Origin of the sequence: Pseudaquabacterium pictum (assembly GCF_005403045.1) — a bacterium.
Classification (GTDB): Bacteria; Pseudomonadota; Gammaproteobacteria; order Burkholderiales; family Burkholderiaceae_C; genus Pseudaquabacterium; species Pseudaquabacterium pictum.
Genome location: NZ_BJCL01000002.1, coordinates 447,429 through 461,472 on the forward strand (window position 1 = coordinate 447,429; position 14,044 = coordinate 461,472).

Here is a 14,044-nt window from a genome sequence, read left to right on the forward strand (position 1 = left end):
GGCGGCTGATTGTGGTCAAGCCGGGCCGGCCTGCCAACGGGAGAACGCCGGTAGGCCGGCGCGGGCCGGTGCTCAGGCCGCCGCGAAGGCGGCGTCGAGCTGCGCCACCCACGCCGCCTGCTGGGCCTTCGTGGCAAAGCTGGCGGTGAAGCTGTTGTGCAGCAGGGCCCAGGCCTCGGCCACGCCCAGCTGGGGCAGCGCGTCGAAGGTGGCCAGCAGGTTGGTGTTGAGGTAGCCGCCGAAGTAGGCCGGGTCGTCGCTGTTGACCATCGCGCACAGGCCGGCCGCCAGCAGCGCCGGCAGGTTGTGGTCGGCCATGGTGGGATGGACGCACAGCTTGACGTTGGACAGCGGACAGACGGTCAGCGGCATGCGGCTGGCCGCCAGGCGCTGCACCAGGGCCGGGCTGTCGGTGCAGCGCACGCCGTGGTCGATGCGTTCGACCTGCAGCACATCCAGCGCGCTCTCGATGTAGGCCGGCGGGCCCTCTTCACCCGCATGGGCCACCAGGCGCAGGCCGGCCGCCTTGGCCTGGGCGAAGACACGGGCGAACTTCTCCGGCGGGTGGCCGCGCTCGCTGCTGTCCAGGCCGACGCCGATGAATTGGTCCCGGTACGGCATGGCGGCATTCAGCGTGGCGATGGCGCTGGCTTCATCCAAATGGCGCAGGAAGCACAGGATCAGGCTGGCGCTGATGCCCAGCTGGGCTTGTGCCTGCTGGCAGGCGCGGTGCAGGCCGGCGATCACCACGCCGATGTCCACGCCGCGCTCGGTGTGGGTCTGCGGGTCGAAGAACAGCTCGGCATGGACGACGTTGTCGGCCTGGGCGCGCAGGAAGTAGGCCCAGGCCATGTCGAAGAAATCCGCCTCCTGCAGCAGCACGCTGGCACCGGCGTAGTAGATGTCCAGGAAGCTCTGCAGGTCGGTGAAGGCATAGGCCGCGCGCAGCGCGTCCACACTGGGATGGGCCAGGGCCACGCCGTTGCGCTGCGCCAGCTGGAAGATCAGCTCGGGCTCCAGCGAGCCCTCGATGTGGATGTGCAGCTCGGCCTTGGGCGCGGCCTGCAGCAGGGCGCGCAAACGCTCACGCGGCAGGGTGGCGGGCAGATGGGCAGGCAGGGTGGGCTGGGGCATGGTGGTTGCGCGTGGGGTCAGCACACGCCGTGGGTGATGCCCAGGGCGCGCAGGTGGCGCCGGTAGGCGGTGGCACTGCGGTCGGCGGCACAGTGCAGTTCCTGCACCGGCGCACTGTCGCTGATCGGCAGGCGCCTGGGGCGCTGGGATTCCAGCACCGGCTGGTCCTGGGTGAAGATGGTGTACTGGAAGGCCTGCAGGCTGCTGTCAGGCGATTCGAAGTCGTTCATCGCCAGGCGGAACCAGACGCGGCTGCTCTCGGGCGTGACGGGGCAGACGAACAGCGCGATCGATTCGCGGAAGTCGGCCAAGGCGACGGTGGCGGGGTCAGGCACCTTGGTCAGCACCGCGGTGTAGGGCGCGTTGACCTCGTAGGTGTACTCGACCATGGCGCCGGTCTGGGCATGCAGGCTGCTCTTGGGCTGCCAGGCCAGACACTGGGTGGCGAGGAAGCCGGTGGGCGTGGCCTGCACCTGGTAGGGCGGCACGGCCATGTGGTCGCGGTCGCCCAGCCAGTCTTCATGCACCGTGCCGAAGTGCGCCATGTCGAGGAAGTTCTCGACGATGCGCGGCGCGCTGGTGGCCACGTCGTACGGGCCGCAGGTGACCTTGCGCAGGCGGGGCTCGTCTTCGGCGGCGAAGGCTGGCGGCTGGGCCTCGCCATCATCGGCCAGCCGCACCCACACCAGGCCGTGGCGCTCGGTGCAACTGAAGACGGTGGCGCGGTGGCTGGCCGGTGGGGTGAAGTCCGGCAGGGCCGGCACCACCACCACCTGGCCGCTGCCGGCAAAGCGCCAGCCGTGGTACGGGCACTCCAGCTGACCACCGCGCACGCAGCCCAGGCTGAGCGCTGCGCCGCGGTGCGGGCAGCGGTCAGCCCAGGCCTGCACGGCGCCGGCTGCGTCACGCCACAGCACCAGCGCCTGGTCCAGCAGCTGCACCGCCAGCGGCGCCGTGCCAACGGCGGTGGCCAAGGCCACCGGATGCCAGTGCCGGTGTTCAACCGGCACGGCCATCACTTGCCCGCCGGCGGCTTGCCTTCCACGCCCTTCAGGAAGAAGTTGACGCCGCCCTTCCAGGCGTCGTCGCCGACCACGTCCTTGGCCAGCACTTCCTTGCCGGTGTTGTCGACCAGCGGGCCCTTGAAGACGGCGAAGCTGCCATCCTTCAGGCCGGCCTTGACGGCGTCGACCTTGGCGCGGATGGGCTCGGGCACGGTGTCGGGCGTCTTGATGAAGTCGTTCATGCCCTCCTTGGTGCCCCACTTGGTCACGCCGGTGGCCCACTTGTTCTCGAGCACGTCGTTGACGACCTTCTCGTAGTACACGCCCCAGTTCAGCACCGCCGAGCCCAGGTGCGCCTTGGGCGCGGCCGCGCTCATGTCGCTGTCCCAGCCGAAGGCAAACTTGCCAGCCTTCTCGGCGGCCTGCAGCACCGCGGTGGAGTCGGTGTTCTGCAGCAGCACGTCGGCGCCACCGTTCATCAGCGTGGTGGCGGCCTCGCTCTCCTTCGGCGGATCAAACCAGGTGTTGACCCACACCACCTTGAGCTTGGCCTTGGGGTTCACGCTCTGCGCGCCCAGCAGGTAGGCGTTGAGGTTGCGCATCACCTCGGGGATGGGGAAGCTGCCGACGAAGCCCAGGGTGTTGGACTTGGTCATGCCGCCGGCCACGATGCCGGCCATGTAGGCGTCTTCGTAGAAGCGTGCCTCGTACACCGCCAGGTTGGGCGCGGTCTTGAAGCCGGTGGCGTGCTCAAACTTGACGTCGGGGTGGTCCTTGGCCACCTTCTCCATCGCATCCCCGTAGCCGAAGCTGGTGGCGAAGATCAGCTTGTTGCCCTGGGCCACCAGGTCGCGGATCACCCGCTCGGCGTCCGGGCCCTCGGGCACCTTCTCGACGAAGGTGGTCTTGATCTTGTCGCCGAACTTGGCCTCGATGGCCTTGCGGCCGTTGTCGTGCGCAAACGTCCAGCCGGCGTCGCCCACCGGGCCGACGTAGATGAAGCCGATCTTCAGCGGCTCGGGCTTGGGCGGCGGGGCCGACGCGGGTGCGGCGGCGGCCGGCGCGGGCGGCTCTTCCTTCTTGCCGCAGCCGGCCATCAGCGCGGCCACGCTCAGGGTGGACAGGGCAGCCAGCTGCATCAGCCGGCGCTTGGATTGGTCGGTCATCTCGACTCCTGGTTGAACAATGGGTTGGCGAGCGGGAACATCAGGCGGCGGGCATTCAGCCACCCGGGAAGAAGGGCTTGCCCAGCGAGGCCGGCATGTTCGCACGCAGCCACAGCGGGTTGCGCGAGATCAGCACCAGCACCAGGATGGTGGCGACATAGGGCAGCATGCTGAGGAACTGGCTGGGAATCTGCACCCCCAGGCCCTGCAGGTGCAATTGCAGCATGGTGACACCACCGAACAGGTAGGCACCGGCCAGGATGCGCAGCGGCCGCCAGGTGGCGAACACGGTCAGCGCCAGCGCGATCCAGCCGCGGCCGGCCACCATGCCCTCCACCCACAGCGGGGTGTAGACGGTGGACAGGTAGGCACCGGCCACGCCGCACAGCGCGCCGCCGCAGGCCACGGCGCCCAGCCGCAGCCAGCGCACCTTGTAGCCCAGCGCATGGGCCGACTCGGGCGATTCACCCACCGCGCGGATCACCAGCCCGGCACGCGTGCGGTCGAAGAACCAGGCCAGCGCCACCACCGCCAACAGGGTGAGGTAGACCATCGGATGGTGGCGGAACAGCGCCGGGCCGATGAACGGGATGTCGGCCAGGAACGGGATGGCATGGTTGACGGGCTCGCCCAGCTTCTGGCCGACATAGCGCACGCCGACGAAGGCCGAGAAGCCACCGCCGAACAGGCTGACCGCCAGGCCGGTGGCGTACTGGTTGGCATTGATCCAGATGACCAGCCAGCCGAACACCACGGCCAGCAGCGCCGCCGCCGCTGCGCCGCCCAGCAGCGCCAGCGTGGTGCTGCCGGCGTGGAAGGCCACCGCAAAGCCGCTGACCGCACCCATCAGCAGCATGCCCTCGGCGCCCAGGTTCAGCACGCCGGCCTTCTCGTTGATCAGCAGGCCCAGGCCGGCGATGGCCAGCGGCGTGCCGGCGGCCAGCATCGCGGCAATCAGCAGTGCGGTCTCGTTCATGCAGACGCTCCTGCAGTGCGCGTGGTGCCCGAGGCCCAGCGCAGCCGGTAGTGGATCAGCGTGTCGCAGGCCAGCAGCGAGAACAGCAGCACCCCCTGGAACACGCCCGACAGCGCCGACGGCAGGCCGACCCGGCTCTGCGCCAGCTCACCGCCGATCAGGAAGGTGGACAGCAGCAGGCTGCCGAACACGCAGCCCAGCGGGTGCAGCCGACCGACGAAGGCCACGATGATGGCGGTGAAGCCGTAGTTGTTGGAGACATACGGCGTCAGCTGGCCCATCGGGCCGGTGACCTCGAAGGCGCCGGCCACGCCGGCCAGCGCGCCCGATGTCAGCAGCGCTGTCCACAGCGCCCGGCGGGTGGAGAAGCCGGCGTAGCGCGCCGCCGCCGGCGCCAGCCCGCCCACCTGCATCTGCCAGCCCAGGTAGATGCGCGACATGAACAGCCACATGCCCACTGCCGCCAGCAGCGCCAGCACAAAGCCCCAGTGCAGCCGCATGCCGGTCAGGATGCGCGGCATGGCGGCACCGTCGGCAAAGGACATGCTCTGCGGAAAGTTGAAGCCCTTCGGGTCCTTCCAGGGCCCGAACACCAGCCAGCTGAGCAGCAGGTTGGCCACGTAGACCAGCATCAGGCTGACCAGGATCTCGTTGGCATTGAAGCGGTCGCGCAGCAGCGCCACGATGGCCGCCCACAGCGCCCCACCCAGCGCACCGGCGATCACCGCCAGCGGCACGAAGGCCCAGCGGTTCATGCCGATCTGGCCCTCGGTGATCCACAGCGCCAGGCCGCCGGCGGCGATGCCGCCGACCAGGAACTGGCCCTCGGCGCCGATGTTCCACACGTTGCTGCGGAAACACAGCGCCAGGCCCAGGCTGCACAGGATCAGCGGCGTGGCCTTCAGGCCCAGCTCGGTGAGGGAGCGCAGGCCGTTGAACGGCTCGAGCAGGAAGACCGACAGGCTCTTGACCGGATCCTTGCCCAGCGCGCTGAACAGGATGGTGGCCACCACGATGGTGATGGCCAGGGAAATCACAGGCGACGCCCAGGCGAACAGCCGCGACGGCGCGGGACGGGGCTCAAGCCGCAGCATGGGCCACCCCCTGCAGTCCGATCGCGGCAGAGGCCGCTGGCGCACCGCGCCCCGGCCACAGGCCCGACATCCACTCGCCGACCATCGGCACGCTGGCATCGGCCACCGCCACACTGGGCGACAGCCGGCCGGCAGCGATGACCTGCAGCCGGTCGCTGATCTCGAACAGCTCGTCCAGCTCCTCGCTGACCACCAGCACGGCACAGCCTTCGTCGCGCAGCTTCAGCAGCGCACCGCGGATCTGCGCGGCCGCGCCCACGTCCACGCCCCAGGTGGGCTGGCTGACGATCAGCAGCTTCGGCGCCGCATCGATCTCGCGGCCGACGATGAACTTCTGCAGGTTGCCGCCCGACAGGCTCTTGGCCGGCGCGCCCGGCCCGCCGGCCTTGACGTTGTAGGCGCCGATCAGCCGTTCGGCCAGCGCCCGCACGGCGGCGGTGTGAATCCAGCCGCGCTTCGACACCGCCTCGGTGCGGGTGAGCAGGGTGTTGTCGGCCAGGCTCATCACCGGCACCGCGCCGCGGCCCAGCCGTTCCTCGGGCACGAAGTGCAGGCCCAGGTGGCGGCGGTGGCGCGGCGACAGGGCAGCGATGTCCTGCCCGAACAGCTGCACGCTACCGGGCGGCGACCGCGGGTCTTCGCCCGACAGCGCGGCCATCAGCTCCTGCTGGCCATTGCCCGAGACACCGGCGATGCCGACGATCTCGCCGGCGCGCACCTCCAGCGCGATGTCGGCCAGCGTGGTGCCGAAGGGGTTGAGCTTGGGCAGGCTCAGGCCGCGCACCGCCAGCGCCACCGCGCCGGGCTTGGCCGGCCGGTGGGCCAGCTCGGGCGGGGCGCTGCCGATCATCAGCTTGCTCAGGCTGGCATTGGTCTCCTGCGTCGGGTCGACCTCGCCGGTCACCTTGCCGCCGCGCAGCACGGTGCAGTGGTGGCACAGCGCGCGGATCTCGTCGAGCTTGTGGCTGATGTAGAGGATGCTGCAGCCCTCGGCCGCCAGCTGGCGCAGGGTGACGAAGAGCTTGTCCACTGCCTGCGGCGTCAGCACCGACGTGGGCTCGTCGAGGATCAGCAGCTGGGGCTTGGTGAGCAGCGCGCGGACGATCTCCACGCGCTGGCGCTCGCCCACGCTCAGCGTGTGCACCGGGCGCAGCGGGTCGACGTCCAGGCCGTAGCCCTTGGACACGGCACGGATGCGCTCGGTCACGTCGGCCAGCTTGAAGGATTTGTCCAGGCCCAGCCAGACGTTCTCGGCCGCCGTCAGGGTGTCGAACAGCGAGAAATGCTGGAACACCATCGAGATGCCCAGCGCCCGCGCCTGCTGCGGGTTGGCGATCTGCACTGGCTGACCATTCCAGCGCACCGTGCCCTCGTCGGGCCGCACCGCGCCGTAGATGATCTTCATCAGCGTGCTCTTGCCGGCGCCGTTCTCGCCCAGCACGGCATGGATCTGGCCCGGCGCCACCTGCAGGCTGACACCATCGTTGGCGCGCACGGCCGGGTACTGCTTGCTGATGCCGGAGAGTTCGAGTCGGAGCATGCGGTGGACGTCGGTTCGGGTCAGGCGCGTGGATCGGCACCGCGGCGGTACCGCCGCACGCCGGCCACCCAGGTCTCGGCCAGGTTGCGCTCGTCGCCCAGTGTCACCCAGGCGAACAGGCGTTCATGCAACTCGCGGGCCAGCGCGTCGCGGCGCTGCGCCACCGGACCGACGGCCACGTCCCACAGGCAGAGGTCGGCCATGGCGCCGACGTCCAGCGTGCCGATCTGCCCGCCCAGCCGCAGCGCTTGCGCCGCGCCGCGGGTGGCGGCATGCAGCAGCGCCCAGGCGGTGAGGCGGTTGCCGGCCAGGGCCTGCACCTTGTAGCCGTCCAGCAGCGTGCGCAGCATGCTCAATGACGTGCCCCCGCCCACATCGCTGGCCATGCTGACGTGGACCCCCGCCGCCACCGCCTGCTGCCAGCCGAACAGCCCGCTGCCGAGGAACAGGTTGGACGAGGGGCAGAACGCGATCTGCGCGCCGCTGTCGTGCAGCAGCGCGCGGTCGGTGTCGTCCAGCCAGATGCCGTGGGCCAGCACCGCCCGCTCGGTCAGCAACCCGTGATGGGCGTAGACATCGAGGTAGCTGCGGGCCTGCGGAAACAGCTCGGCGATCCACGCCACCTCGGCCCGGTTCTCGGCCACGTGGGTCTGCATGTAGACGCCAGGGTGGTCGGCCAGCAGGCGGCCGGCCATGGCCAGCTGTTCGGGCGTGCTGGTGGCGGCGAAGCGCGGTGTCACCGCATACCGATTGCGGCCGCGCCCATGCCAGCGCGCGATCAGCGCCCGGCAGTCCACCTCGGCGCCCGCCACGTCGTCGCGCAGGTTGTCGGGCGCGTGGCGGTCCATCAGCACCTTGCCGGCGACCATCTGCATGCCGCGCTGGCTGGCAGCGGTGAACAGCGCCTCGACGCTGGCCACATGCACCGTGGGAAAGACCACTGCCGCCGTCGTGCCGTGGGCCAGCAGCGCATCGGTGAACAAGTCGGCCGCCACCTGGGCCACGGCCGGGTCGGCATGGCGGGCCTCGGCCGGGAAGGTGTAGGTGTTCAGCCAGTCGAGCAGCTCGGTGCCCCAGCTGGCGATCACGTCCACCTGCGGACAGTGCACATGGGTGTCGATGAAGCCGGGCATCAGCAGGCGGCCGCTGTGGTCGATCTTCTGCCAGTCGTCACCCGGCGCCTCGGCCTGCACCGCGGCGATGCGGCCGTCGTCATCGATCAGCAGCCAGTGCGCCGGGCGCCAGCGCACATGGGGGCTGGCGCGGTCGGCCAGGCCGGGGTCGCCGGTGAAGTCCAGCAGGTCCGCCAGGATGGCCGTCTTCATGCCTTCAGCTCCAACAGGTTGCGGGCCACGTCCCGCACCTGTTCACGCAGCCAGCGCACGGCGGCAGAGGCATGGGTCATGTCATGCCAGAGCTGGTAGTAGGTGAGTGGCGGAAAGTCCACCGGGCAGCGCACGATGCGCACCGGCAGGGTGCCGATGTAGCGGGCGCAGAACTGCCGGCCGGTGGTCAGCACCAAGGGTGAGCGCGCCACCATCGCCGGCGCCAGCCCGAAGTGCGGGCTGCGCACCACGATGCGGCGCTGCAGCCCCTGGGCCTGCAGCAGTTCATCCACCACGCCCACCCCGCCGGCATGCAGCGGCGTGGGCGCGATGTGCTCGCTGGCCAGGTAGCGCTCCACCGTCCACTGCCGCGGGCTGCGCACGGCCGGGTGGTCCTTGGCCACCAGACACACCAGCTCGTCGCTGACCAGCCGGCCCAGGTGCAGCTCGGCCGGCGGCGAGAGCCAGTTGCCGATGACCAGATCGACCTCGCCGCGGGCCAGCTGGCCGCGGTAGTCGTACTCGCGGGTCAGTGGCAGCAGGTCCAGCGTGACGCCGGGCGCCTGAGCCCGCACCCGCGCCACCAGCTCGGGCAGGAACAGCGGATCGAGGTAGTCGCTGACGGCGATGCGGAAGGTCTGTTCCGCCGCCTGCGGCGCAAAGGCCTGCGTGGCCGCCAGGCCGCCGAACAGCAGCTGCGCACCCTGCAGCACCTGGGCCGCCGCCGGCAGCAGCGACAGCGCCACCGCGGTGGGCGCCATGCCGGCGCCGGCGCGCACCAGCAGCGGATCGCCGATCAGCCCACGCAGGCGCTTCAGCTGACCCGACACGGCGGGCTGGCTGGTGGACAGCCGCAGGGCGGCACGCGACACGCTGCGCTCGGTGATCACGGTGTGGAAGGCGCGGATGAGGGAAAGGTCGATCTTGTCGAAGGCCACGCCGGACGTCATCCCTTGCATCTTATAGAGGTTATTCACTTCACCGTATACCGCACCCCGTGCGAGCGGCTATCTTGCGGGTATGTCCCAAGCTGCCGACTTCCCCGCCCGCCCCATCCGCTTCGTGCACCGCGGCGCCATCGTCACGGTCAGTGGTGTGGAGTCCACCACCTCGGTGCTGGGCTGGCTGCGCGAGCACGCCCACTGCACCGGCACCAAGGAAGGCTGCAACGAGGGCGACTGTGGCGCCTGCACCGTGCTGGTTGGCAGCTTGCAAGAAGGCGGCCAGGTGGACTGGAAGCCGATCAACAGCTGCATCCAGTTCCTGCCCACGCTGGACGGCCATGCGCTGCTGACGGTGGAAGACCTGGGCGGGCAGCATCCGGCGCAACAGGCCATGGTGGCCTGCCACGGCTCGCAGTGCGGCTTCTGCACGCCGGGCTTCGTGATGTCGCTGGCGGCCTGCCGCGCGCGGCATGGCGAGACACCCGCCACCCGCCAGCAGATCGCCGATGACCTGTCGGGCAACCTGTGCCGCTGCACCGGCTACCGGCCGATCCTGGATGCCGGCGAGCAGATGTTCCGGCAGCCCGCACCGGCACTGGGCCACCCGGGCACCGCTGCCGCGCTGGCCAGCCTGCAGGCCGACCCGCCGCTGCACTACGCCGCCGCCACGCCCTTCCATGCGCCCCGCACGCTGGCCGACCTGGCGGCATGGCGTGCCGCCAGGCCGCAGGCCCGGCTGCTGGCAGGCAGCACCGACATCGGCCTGTGGGTGAACAAGCAGTTCCGCGACCTGGGCGAGGTGATTTACCTGGGCGAGGTGGCCGAACTGAAGGCCATCACCACCGCCGACGGCGTGCTGACCATCGGCGCCGGCGCCTCGCTGCAGGCGGCCTGGGCCGCGCTGGCCTCCCACTGGCCGGCCACACGCGAGATGGGCCTGCGCTTCGCCTCGCTGCCGGTGCGCGAGGCGGGCACCATGGGCGGCAACGTGGCCAACGGCTCACCGATCGGCGACAGCGCGCCGGTGCTGATCGCGCTGGGCGCCAGCATCGTGCTGCGCCACGGCACCCAGCAGCGCACGATGCCGCTGCAGGACTTCTACCTCGACTACATGAAGAACCAGCTGCAGCCGGGCGAATTCGTCGAAGCCATCACCGTGCCGCTGCCGGGGCCGGACGAACTGCTGCGGGTCGACAAGCTGAGCAAGCGCTACGACTGCGACATCTCGGGTCTCTCCGCCGGGCTGTGGCTGCGGCTGCAGGGCGGCGTGGTGGCGGATGCACGCTTTGCCTTCGGCGGGCTGGCCGGCATCGTCAAGCGCGCCGCTGGCGCCGAGGCGGCGGTGCGCGGCCAGCCATGGACGCTGCCGACGGTGCAGGCCGCCATGGCCGCGCTGGATGCCGACTACACGCCGATGAGCGACCAGCGCGCCAGCGCCGGCTACCGCCAGCGGGCGGCACGCAACCTGCTGCAGCGGTTGTGGCTGGCCACCCGGGCGGATGCACCGCTGGCGGAGGACCAGCTCAGCGTGTGGAGCGTGGCATGAACCAACCCGTCGAATCCTTCCTGGCCGCCGATGCCGGCGAGCAGCTGAAGCTGCAGCAGGGCCAGCGCGTGGGCATCAGCCGCCCGCATGAATCGGCCCACCTGCATGTGGCCGGCGCCGCGCCCTACATCGACGATCTGCCCGAGCTGGCCGGCACCCTGCATGCGGCGCTGGGCCTGAGCCCGGTGGCCCACGGCACGCTGCTGTCCATCGACCTGGCCACCCTGCGCGCCCAGCCCGGCGTGGTGGGCGTGTTCACCGCCGCCGACATCCCCGGCCCCAACGACTGCGGGCCGATCATCCATGACGACCCGATCCTGGCCGACGGCACCGTGCGTCATGTCGGCCAGCCGGTCTTCGCCGTCATCGCCACCAGCCGCGACGCCGCCCGCCGCGCCGCGGCGCTGGCCAGGCAGGTGCTGCAGATCGACGCCCTGCCCCCGGTGCTGACCGCGCAGGAAGCCCATGCCCGAGCGCAGTACGTGGTGCCGCCGATGCGCCTGGCCCGGGGCGACGCCGCAACAGCGCTGGCCAGCGCACCGCACCGCATGCAGGGCAGCTTCCGCCTCGGCGGCCAGGAGCAGTTCTACCTGGAAGGCCAGATCAGCTACGCCATCCCGCAGGAAGACGGCGGCCTGCTGGTGCACTGCAGCACCCAGCACCCCAGCGAGATGCAGCATGTCGTCGCCCACGCCCTGGGCCTGGCCAGCCACCGGGTGCAGGTGCAGTGCCGGCGCATGGGTGGCGGCTTCGGCGGCAAGGAGAGCCAGAGCGCGCTGTTCGCCTGCGTGGCCGCGCTGGCCGCGCGCGCGCTGCAGCGGCCGGTGAAGCTGCGGCCCGACCGCGATGACGACATGCTCATCACCGGCCGGCGCCACGGTTTCGACTTCACCTACGACGTCGGCTTCGACGGTGCCGGCCGGGTGCTGGGCGTGACGGTGGAGATGCTGACCAACGCCGGCCACTCGGCCGACCTGAGCCCGCCGGTACTGACCCGCGCGCTGTGCCACTTCGACAACGCCTACTGGCTGCCGCACGTGGCCATGGCCGGCTACTGCGCCAGGACCAACACGCAGAGCAACACCGCCTTCCGCGGCTTCGGCGGGCCGCAGGGCGCGCTGGCCATCGAGGTCATCCTCGACAGCATCGCCCGCCGCCTGGGCCAGGATGCGCTGGCGGTGCGCCAGGCCAACTTCTACGGCACCACCAGCAACAACGTGACGCCGTACGAGCAGGTGGTCGAGGACAACATCATCCATCCGCTGGTCGCCCAACTGGCCCAGCGCTGCGACTACAGCAGCCGCCGCGCGGCCATCACCGCCTTCAATGCCGGCAGCCCGGTGCTCAAGCGCGGGCTGGCGCTCACGCCGATCAAGTTCGGCATCTCGTTCAACGTCGCCCACTTCAACCAGGCCGGCGCGCTGGTGCATGTGTACGCCGACGGCTCGGTGCTGGTGAACCACGGCGGCACCGAGATGGGCCAGGGCCTGAACACCAAGGTGGCGCAGGTGGTGGCCCATGAACTGGGCATCGGCTTCGACCGGGTGCGGGTGACCGCGACCGACACCCAGAAGGTGGCCAACACCTCGGCCACCGCGGCCAGCACCGGTGCCGACCTGAACGGCAAGGCTGCGCAGGACGCCGCCCGCCAGGTGCGCCAGCGGCTGGCCGCGCACTGGGCGGCGCAGATCGGCGTCGATGCCACCACGGTGCGCTTCGCCAACGGCCAGGCCAGCGGCGGCGGCCTGCAGATTGCTTTCGACGCCCTGGTGGCCCAGGCCTACACCGCGCGGGTGCAGCTGTGGAGCGACGGCTTCTATGCCACGCCCGGCCTGCACTGGAACCGCGAAACGCTCAAGGGCAAGCCGTTCTACTACTTCGCCTACGGCGCGGCCTGTGCCGAGGTCATCATCGACACGCTGACCGGCGAGCACAAGGTGCTGCGCGCCGATGTGTTGCACGACGTGGGCCGCAGCCTGAACCCGGCCATCGACATCGGCCAGGTGGAAGGCGCCTTCATCCAGGGCATGGGTTGGTTGACGATGGAAGAGCTGCACTGGCATCCCGCCGACGGCTCGAAGAACGCCGGCAAGCTGCTGACGCATGCGCCCAGCACCTACAAGATCCCCACCGCCAACGACTGCCCGGCGCACTTCGAAGTGCGGCTGTACGACGCGGACAACCCCGCCGACACCATCCACCGCAGCAAGGCGGTGGGCGAGCCGCCGCTGCTGCTGCCGTTCAGCGTGTTCCTGGCGATCCGCGATGCGATCAGCGCCACCGGCGGCCACCAGGCCGACCCACCGCTGCGCGCGCCGGCCACGCCCGAGGCGGTGCTGGACGCGCTGGATGCGGTGCGCGCGCAGGCCGGCGCCGCTGCCTGAATGCACGGCGCACTGAAGGCCACCGGCCGCGCCTGGCTGGATGCCGGCCGCCCGGCGATGCTGGTGCAGGTGCTGGAAGCGCGCGGCTCGGTGCCACGCGAGGCCGGCACCCGCATGCTGGTCAGCGCCGACGCGGTGGCCGGCACCATCGGCGGCGGCCACCTGGAGTTGCAGGCCATCGCCCGCGCCCGCGCGTTGCTGGCTGACCATGTCACCACGCCGCACGACCAGCCCATCGCCCTGGGCCCGACGCTGGGCCAGTGCTGCGGCGGCGCGCTGACGCTGCGCACCGCACCGCTGGATGCCGCTGCGCTGGTGGCCTGGCCCGATGAGGTGCCGCTGTTCCACCTGCAGCTCTACGGCGCCGGCCATGTGGGCCGGGCCATCGCCCAGCTGCTGGCCACCTTGCCCTGCGAGGTCGACTGGATCGACGAACGCGAGGCCGAATTCCCCGCCGAGCCCGGCCCGCCGCACATCCGCCGGCTGTGTGTGGAGCCGGTCGAGGCCGAGGTGCCGCTGGCCCCGCCCGGCGCGTTCCACCTGGTGCTGACCCACAGCCATGATCTGGATCTGCGCATCACCGAAGCCATCCTGCAGCGCGGCGACTTCGGCTACCTCGGGCTGATCGGCTCGGCCACCAAGCGGGCGCGCTTCCTGGCCCGCTTCCGCCAGCGCGGCGTGGCCGATGCCGCGCTGGACCGGCTGACCTGCCCGATCGGCGTGCCAGGCATTCCCGGCAAGCAACCCGAACAGATCGCGGTGGCCGTGGTGGCCCAGCTGCTGCAACAGGCGGCCTCCACGGGCTGACCCTGCCCACCCCAGGCGCCGCCCCGCCTGCCCTGCCCCACCGGCCTGCCTGACGGCACCCGCTGCCTGGGCGGGCAAGACCGGCTCGGCGCCCATGTGTTGATCGCCATGCCGGCGTGGCGGT

11 protein-coding genes are annotated in these 14,044 nt (G+C 70.9%); 3 read left to right on the forward strand and 8 right to left on the reverse strand.

Annotated features, from left to right (window positions below):
* Positions 1-72: 72 nt before the first annotated feature.
* The 8 genes from FFT10_RS06075 to FFT10_RS06110 are packed head-to-tail and all read right to left on the reverse strand — an operon-like array spanning position 73 to position 9,189.
* Positions 73-1,134, reverse strand: coding sequence for an adenosine deaminase (locus FFT10_RS06075; protein WP_137731878.1), 1,062 nt, complete (start codon positions 1,132-1,134; stop codon positions 73-75).
* Between the two features lie 17 nt (positions 1,135-1,151).
* Positions 1,152-2,150, reverse strand: coding sequence for an aromatic ring-hydroxylating dioxygenase subunit alpha (locus FFT10_RS06080; protein WP_137731879.1), 999 nt, complete (start codon positions 2,148-2,150; stop codon positions 1,152-1,154).
* Positions 2,150-3,304 carry a BMP family ABC transporter substrate-binding protein gene (locus FFT10_RS06085; protein ID WP_137731880.1) on the reverse strand — a complete coding sequence of 385 codons (1,155 nt, stop codon included), beginning with the start codon at positions 3,302-3,304 and terminating at the stop codon, positions 2,150-2,152. Before FFT10_RS06085 ends, FFT10_RS06080 begins: the two co-directional genes overlap by 1 nt.
* A gap of 55 nt (positions 3,305-3,359) precedes the next feature.
* A complete protein-coding gene (locus FFT10_RS06090; protein ID WP_137731881.1) occupies positions 3,360-4,280 on the reverse strand; it encodes an ABC transporter permease in 921 nt (306 codons plus the stop codon).
* Positions 4,277-5,374 (reverse strand): ABC transporter permease, encoded by a 1,098-nt coding sequence (locus FFT10_RS06095; RefSeq protein WP_137731882.1) that lies wholly within the window; start codon positions 5,372-5,374, stop codon positions 4,277-4,279. The genes FFT10_RS06090 and FFT10_RS06095 overlap by 4 nt, the downstream gene beginning before the upstream one ends.
* Positions 5,361-6,914, reverse strand: coding sequence for an ABC transporter ATP-binding protein (locus FFT10_RS06100; RefSeq protein WP_137731883.1), 1,554 nt, complete (start codon positions 6,912-6,914; stop codon positions 5,361-5,363). The genes FFT10_RS06095 and FFT10_RS06100 overlap by 14 nt, the downstream gene beginning before the upstream one ends.
* A 20-nt stretch (positions 6,915-6,934) precedes the next feature.
* A complete protein-coding gene (guaD, locus tag FFT10_RS06105) occupies positions 6,935-8,239 on the reverse strand; it encodes a guanine deaminase (RefSeq protein ID WP_137731884.1) in 1,305 nt (434 codons plus the stop codon).
* A complete protein-coding gene (locus FFT10_RS06110; RefSeq protein ID WP_137731885.1) occupies positions 8,236-9,189 on the reverse strand; it encodes a LysR family transcriptional regulator in 954 nt (317 codons plus the stop codon). Before FFT10_RS06110 ends, guaD begins: the two co-directional genes overlap by 4 nt.
* Positions 9,190-9,259: 70 nt before the next feature.
* Here FFT10_RS06110 and xdhA point away from each other — a divergent pair, with 70 nt between their 5' ends.
* The 3 genes from xdhA to xdhC are packed head-to-tail and all read left to right on the forward strand — an operon-like array spanning position 9,260 to position 13,920.
* A complete protein-coding gene (xdhA, locus tag FFT10_RS06115) occupies positions 9,260-10,729 on the forward strand; it encodes a xanthine dehydrogenase small subunit (protein ID WP_137731886.1) in 1,470 nt (489 codons plus the stop codon).
* Positions 10,726-13,113: a xanthine dehydrogenase molybdopterin binding subunit gene (xdhB, locus tag FFT10_RS06120; RefSeq protein WP_137731887.1), complete on the forward strand. Its 2,388-nt coding sequence runs from the start codon at positions 10,726-10,728 to the stop codon at positions 13,111-13,113. Before xdhA ends, xdhB begins: the two co-directional genes overlap by 4 nt.
* On the forward strand, positions 13,114-13,920 hold the full coding sequence (gene xdhC / locus FFT10_RS06125; RefSeq protein ID WP_137731888.1) for a xanthine dehydrogenase accessory protein XdhC: 807 nt from the start codon (positions 13,114-13,116) through the stop codon (positions 13,918-13,920).
* The last annotated feature ends 124 nt before the right edge of the window (positions 13,921-14,044 follow it).

Bases quoted from the DNA above. Each gene is read 5' to 3' on its own strand.
- FFT10_RS06085 (WP_137731880.1), bottom strand. From the start codon at position 3,304: ATGACCGACCAATCCAAGCGCCGGCTGATGCAGCTGGCTGCCCTGTCC.
- FFT10_RS06090 (WP_137731881.1), bottom strand. From the start codon at position 4,280: ATGAACGAGACCGCACTGCTGATTGCCGCGATGCTGGCCGCCGGCACG.
- FFT10_RS06110 (WP_137731885.1), bottom strand. From the start codon at position 9,189: ATGACGTCCGGCGTGGCCTTCGACAAGATCGACCTTTCCCTCATCCGC.
- FFT10_RS06080 (WP_137731879.1), bottom strand. From the start codon at position 2,150: ATGGCCGTGCCGGTTGAACACCGGCACTGGCATCCGGTGGCCTTGGCC.
- xdhA (WP_137731886.1), top strand. From the start codon at position 9,260: ATGTCCCAAGCTGCCGACTTCCCCGCCCGCCCCATCCGCTTCGTGCAC.
- guaD (WP_137731884.1), bottom strand. From the start codon at position 8,239: ATGAAGACGGCCATCCTGGCGGACCTGCTGGACTTCACCGGCGACCCC.
- FFT10_RS06100 (WP_137731883.1), bottom strand. From the start codon at position 6,914: ATGCTCCGACTCGAACTCTCCGGCATCAGCAAGCAGTACCCGGCCGTG.
- FFT10_RS06075 (WP_137731878.1), bottom strand. From the start codon at position 1,134: ATGCCCCAGCCCACCCTGCCTGCCCATCTGCCCGCCACCCTGCCGCGT.
- FFT10_RS06095 (WP_137731882.1), bottom strand. From the start codon at position 5,374: ATGCTGCGGCTTGAGCCCCGTCCCGCGCCGTCGCGGCTGTTCGCCTGG.
- xdhC (WP_137731888.1), top strand. From the start codon at position 13,114: ATGCACGGCGCACTGAAGGCCACCGGCCGCGCCTGGCTGGATGCCGGC.
- xdhB (WP_137731887.1), top strand. From the start codon at position 10,726: ATGAACCAACCCGTCGAATCCTTCCTGGCCGCCGATGCCGGCGAGCAG.